Annotated in this window: 4 protein-coding genes; all 4 read right to left on the minus strand. The window is 45.2% G+C overall.

What is annotated here, in order from left to right; all coding sequences use genetic code 11:
* A partial coding sequence (locus tag ACXLDX_RS14050; RefSeq protein WP_457577817.1) for a diguanylate cyclase occupies nt 1–950 on the minus strand: 950 nt, incomplete at its 3' end.
* Nucleotides 925–3,309 (minus strand): ATP-binding protein, encoded by a 2,385-nt coding sequence (locus tag ACXLDX_RS14055; RefSeq protein WP_457577818.1) that lies wholly within the window; start codon nt 3,307–3,309, stop codon nt 925–927. The genes ACXLDX_RS14055 and ACXLDX_RS14050, both read right to left, overlap by 26 nt.
* A 2-nt stretch (nt 3,310–3,311) precedes the next feature.
* Nucleotides 3,312–3,893 (minus strand): YfiR family protein, encoded by a 582-nt coding sequence (locus ACXLDX_RS14060; protein WP_457577819.1) that lies wholly within the window; start codon nt 3,891–3,893, stop codon nt 3,312–3,314.
* On the minus strand, nt 3,893–5,299 hold a 1,407-nt coding region (locus ACXLDX_RS14065; protein WP_457577820.1), incomplete at its 5' end, for a TonB-dependent receptor plug domain-containing protein. The genes ACXLDX_RS14065 and ACXLDX_RS14060, both read right to left, overlap by 1 nt.

The following is a 5,299-nucleotide window of genomic DNA, read 5'->3' on the forward strand; positions in this document are numbered from 1 at the left end:
ACCCGATCGCGACCGAGATTTTTTGCTTTGTACAGGGCCCTGTCGGCACTGAGTATGATGTCTTTTCCTGTGAAAGGTGTATCAGTCGGGAGAAAACTGGCAACTCCCAGTGAAATTGAAACCGTGCCGGCACCAGGTGAGGCTGGATGAGGAAGTTTGAGTTCCTGGACTCCCAGGCGAATTGATTCCGCCACTTTTTTTGAACCGGCGATATTGGTATCGGGAAGGATCACTGCAAATTCCTCACCGCCATATCTTGCCGGCAGGTCTCCCGGCCGGCCACTTTTCTTTTTAATGACCCGGGCAACATCCTTGAGGCATTCATCTCCCCTGAGATGTCCGAAGTGGTCATTGTAGAGTTTAAAAAAATCAATATCACCGAGTATAAGAGAGAAATATTTCTTTGTTCTTCTGCTTCGTTTTATTTCATTTTCAAGGGAGAAATCAAAATATCTTCTGTTGGCAAGACCGGTTAACCCGTCAATATTGACCAGTTGTCGTAACCTGGTGTTTGCTTTTTCCAGCTCCTGCTGGATATGTTTTCTCTTCTCAATTTCCTTTTTCAGCAGTTCCCGGCTGCGTTTGAATTCTATATGGGTTTTTACCCGTGACAGCAGTTCTTTTGCGTTGAAAGGTTTTGTGATATAGTCAGCTCCTCCCGCTTCAAAACCTTTGATAATATCGTCAGTTTCGGTTTTTGCGGTCAGAAAGATTACTGGGATTTCGGAGAGATCGGGTGTGTCTTTCAGTTTTCTGCAGGTCTGCAGTCCATCCAGTCCGGTCATTGCGATATCGAGAAGAATGAGGTCCGGATAAATTTTTCCGGCAATTTCTATGGCCCGCTGCCCGTTGTCGGCAAAGGCAACCCTGTATCCCCGGCCAGTGAGGATGTTGCCCAGCAACTTGAGGTTCTCATGCATATCATCAACGATCAGTATCGAGCCGCCCATTCCTGCCATCCTCATCCTTCGTTTGCTTTCTGTATGAAGTATCCATTTTCGAGATGATCTGTTCAAAATCATCCAGGGATGTTATTACCCTGTTCACGTCAAAATTCTCAGCCCACTCCTTGCAGTTCCTGCTCCATGTGATAAGGAATTCAAGGCTGTATTTCGTCGCCAGGGATTCTATCTCCCCGGCAAATCCGGCAATTTCATCCATAATGGATGTCTCCCGGATTATTGCAAATCGCTCTTTCAGTAACTTGTTGTAATCAAGAATGAAAAGGTCAATATTTCCCTTTTGTTCGTGGAGGCGTGGATCTGTGACAGGCAATGGACCGGCTGGGGCAACCGGTCTGTCGGATATTGTATCCCCTGTTTTCTCTTTCCTTCCGGGGAGATAGTGCCGCAGAACTTCCAGGAAACTGGATTTTCCAATTGGTTTTTCCAGAATTGCATCACAGCCTGAATCAAGTATTTTTTTTCTGTTGAATGCCATGACGGATGCGGTCGTGGCGATAATCGGAATACGGCTTGTTTCAAGGGAATTTTTAAGTAACCGTGCGGTTTCGTAACCGTTCATCACATCCATTTCCATGTCGAGAAGAATAAGGTTGATACTGTTTTTTTTCGTCAGTTCAATGGCTTCTCTGCCATTTTCCGCCTCAAAGATGTCCAGGTGCATGTTTTCCAGGTAGCTTTTCAACAGGGTCCGGTTGATCGGAGAATCATCCACTACCAGTACGGTGGCGGGGGAAAAGGTGAACGGAACATCTGGTCGGGAGGGAGAAGGACTATTATAGTCGGAAGTAATTTCGACATTATTAAAGACGACTGTAAAAAGGGTCCCCTGTCCCCCTGTGCTTTCAAGAAATATTTCTCCATTCATCATTTTCACAAGACGTCTGCTTATTGTCAGTCCCAACCCGGTGCCGCCATATTTACCACCATTCTGTCCGGCAGACTGTCTGAAGGCTGCAAAGACAGCTTCCTGTTGATCCTCGGAAATTCCTATGCCGGTATCACGGATTCTGATCGTGAGATCAACAGTATCGGGATTTTTTCCGGGAGAAGTCGCAACTGAGAGCGTAATGGAACCTTTATCTGTAAATTTTATCGCATTCCCAACAAGATTGATCAGAATCTGTGTCAGTCTGTCTCCATCCAGAAGGATATAGCCGGGGAGGTTGGATTCATAGTTGATAGTGAACTGAAGGCCCTTGTCACCTATTGTCTTGGAAAACATCTGTTCGATTTCCCTAAAACGATCGGTGAGGCAGACGGGACCATACCTGAGCTCCAGCATATTGGCCTCAATTTTTGACAGATCAAGAATGTCGTTAATCAACCTGAGCAGGTTTTTTCCGGCACTGGAAATGGACAGGAGATATTCCCTGTACTGCTCATCGTCTATTTTTTCCTGGAGCAGTTCCGCAAACCCGAGTATCGCATTCATGGGTGTACGGATTTCATGGCTCATATTGGCAAGAAAGAGACTTTTATACCTGTTGGCTTCATCTGCTTTACGGGCCATTTTTTTTGCTTTCTGTACGGCTTCTTCAAGACTGTTGTTGCTTTTTTCCAGTTTCCTGTTCTGCAGTTGCAGGAGGAGAGTTCTTTCTTTTACTGTTTTTTCAAGCTGTATATTCTGGCCGGCCAGTTTTCTGTCCCGGTTTTGAATTTCCTCCAGCATTCTGTTGAAGGTATCAACCAGGTTGCCGATTTCATCGTTATGAATTTTTTCTGCCCTGAGGGAATAGTCCTTCTCCCTGGTGATATGGTCTGCTGTTTCTTTCAGTTTGAGAATCGGGGAGAGAAGAGTTTTTTCAAAAAAAAGGGAGAGGAAGAGGATCAGGAGGATGGAAAAGATAAAAATGGCCGCTGCAGTCCCGATATATAATTGTATCTGCCTGTGAATTTTTTTTAAACTGTAGCGAATCAGAATTGTTCCAAACTGTTCGTTGTCAAAGCTGATGGGCTGAGTGATGTCCAGGAATTTTTCTCCCCAGACGGTGCCGTCCTGTAATTCGGCAGAATTACAGGACGGCGGGTTCAATGTTGGTCGCAGGTAACGGGCAAACAGTTCACCGTTTTTATCAAAAATACAGGCGGTGGTGATATCATCCTGGTTTTCCAGAGCGGACAGGGTTTCCCAGGCTGCGTCTGGATCATCGAAAGCCAGGGCATAGCCTGCGTCTTTACTGACGATCCGCGCAATGGTTGCTATTTTTTGAGCGGTGTCCTTTTTAAGAGAAAATATATGATGGGTGGAAAAGGAAAGTGCCGCAATTGCCAGGCCACAGCCACTGGTGATCATAAGGATAATTCTGATTTTTTGCTTGATGGAAGCAGCTGAAAACAGGAGCATGGTCATTTACTCCTGTTTGGTGAGTCTGAAACAATTTTTGCCAGTTTCAGGAGTCGTGAGCTGATTTTAAGACCGGCTTTTTCTGCTCTCTGCCTGTTTATTTCAAAGCGGATCCTCTTTTTATCCTTATAGAAATTTATCATTCCTTCATGTCGGGCAAAACCCGGAGTTTCTCCAATGGTCAGAATCGGTTTTTCCCTGCACCGGGCGATAAGATTTTTTCTTGAGGTTCTGTCCGGTGAATTGAAAAACAGGATATGTAATCGGTTGAAATCTGTTTTTCTGCTGCAGGTCGATACGGAGAGTCTTCTGCCATGAATAATTTTTCCGTCGATGGTATTCAGTGATTCACCAAATACGGTCGGGTCCATAACGCAGAGAAAAAGAGTTGTACTGTTTTCCAGGTGGTCACGGGGCCAGTCGACAAGGCGGGCAAAATTGGCCAGAAAACCTGCCTTTATATAATACTCAGGGATTTTTGTGGATCGGGCATTGACTGATGTTGTGGTATCGGCAAAGAGGAGCAGGACAGTCTGTAAGAAAATAATAAAAAATTTTTTCGCACGGCAGCAGTCTGCGATCATTACAAATTGATGGTGAAGTTGAGTAAAATTGTCCGGGGAATTTCGGTATTGTAAAATGTGTACACCGTATCGTCTATTTCCCGGTGGGTATCATCAAGAAGATTTTGTCCTGTCAGAGACAGTTTCATGGAATCACTTAATTTGTACTGAACGGTCAGGTCAAGCCGCAGGTATTCAGGCAGTGTTGTGGTGTTGATGGACTCTTCACTATTCCAGTATAAATGTCCGCTGAGGAGGAGTTTCTCGGATATTTGATGGTTGGCATGCAGTTGCAGCCTGTGGATCTGTGTTCTTTCACTGGAGTTTTTCCGGCCATAGTTGATTTCGTTTGTCAGGTAGCTGTATGACGCGCTTCCTGACCATGGTCCTTCAGGAATCCAGGAGAATGAAATTTCCGAGCCATAGGCGCTGGATGTGTTGTCATATCTGAAAAACAATATGTAGGAATTGGGAGAAGGTTCTATGGAATCATATGAACTGACATTTGTGCTTCTGTTGTAGTACAGGGCGATGTCTGTGGAAAAAACAGGAGTGATTTGAGATCTGTAGCCAATTTCATAGGAGGTGAATTTTTCATTTTTTAACGGTTTGCCTGTCCAGGTGAGTGTTATGTTTTTTGTCTCTCCGGTATTCGTGTTATACGCGGGATAATTTTCAACATAAGTGGCCGCATCATGATAGTCAGGCATTTTCAGGGCTCTTGACAGCGCTATCCAGATAGATTGTGTGGGGCATGATTTATAAAGAAGGCGGATGTTTGGTTGCCAATCCAGATCAGATCTGGAGTTATGTTCCAGTTTAATACCGCCTGTAAGCCAGAGTTTATCCGGAAGAAGGGCGTATTCATCCGAGAGGAAAATATTGAAGAAATGCCAGACGTCCCTGTCGTCCATGAAATCGGTGATATATCCGTCTCCAGGCATAAAAACCGAGTATTTCAATCCCGCACCGGCCATTAACCTGTTACTGCCGGTTGTGCGCCAGTCAATATGAAATTCTGCGCTGCTGTCCTCAATAGTAACACTGAAGGCCCGGCTATAATCCGTCTTTAAATATATGGAGTTTGCCCGGTTGTAATATCCCAGAAATTCAAAATCGATATCCGGAGTAAAGGAGTGGGAAAAGGCTGTTGAAAGAAAATGGTTCCTGTGACGGTTCTCACTGTCGGGATAGTCGTCTGTCGAAAGATGGACAGCTCCTTCTGTGGAAAAAAATGTGTCCGGTGTCGGGGAATAATCCAGCCGAAATCCTCCCGTACGTTTTTTGAGCATTTCATGGACAGGGCTCTTGTCGGGGTTTTCAAAATGATCCCGATCTGAACCGCCGAGGTAGAGACGGTAGAAAAGGTTTTCACCGATCTTGCCTCCAAATCGGCCCTGGAGCACAAGATTTCCGTCGGATCCAAC

The organism is Desulfomarina sp. (genome assembly GCF_054039375.1).

Excerpts from the sequence above, each read along its gene's own strand:
- ACXLDX_RS14060 (WP_457577819.1), bottom strand. The coding sequence starts at position 3,893 with ATGATCGCAGACTGCTGCCGTGCGAAAAAATTTTTTATTATTTTCTTA.
- ACXLDX_RS14055 (WP_457577818.1), bottom strand. The coding sequence starts at position 3,309 with ATGCTCCTGTTTTCAGCTGCTTCCATCAAGCAAAAAATCAGAATTATC.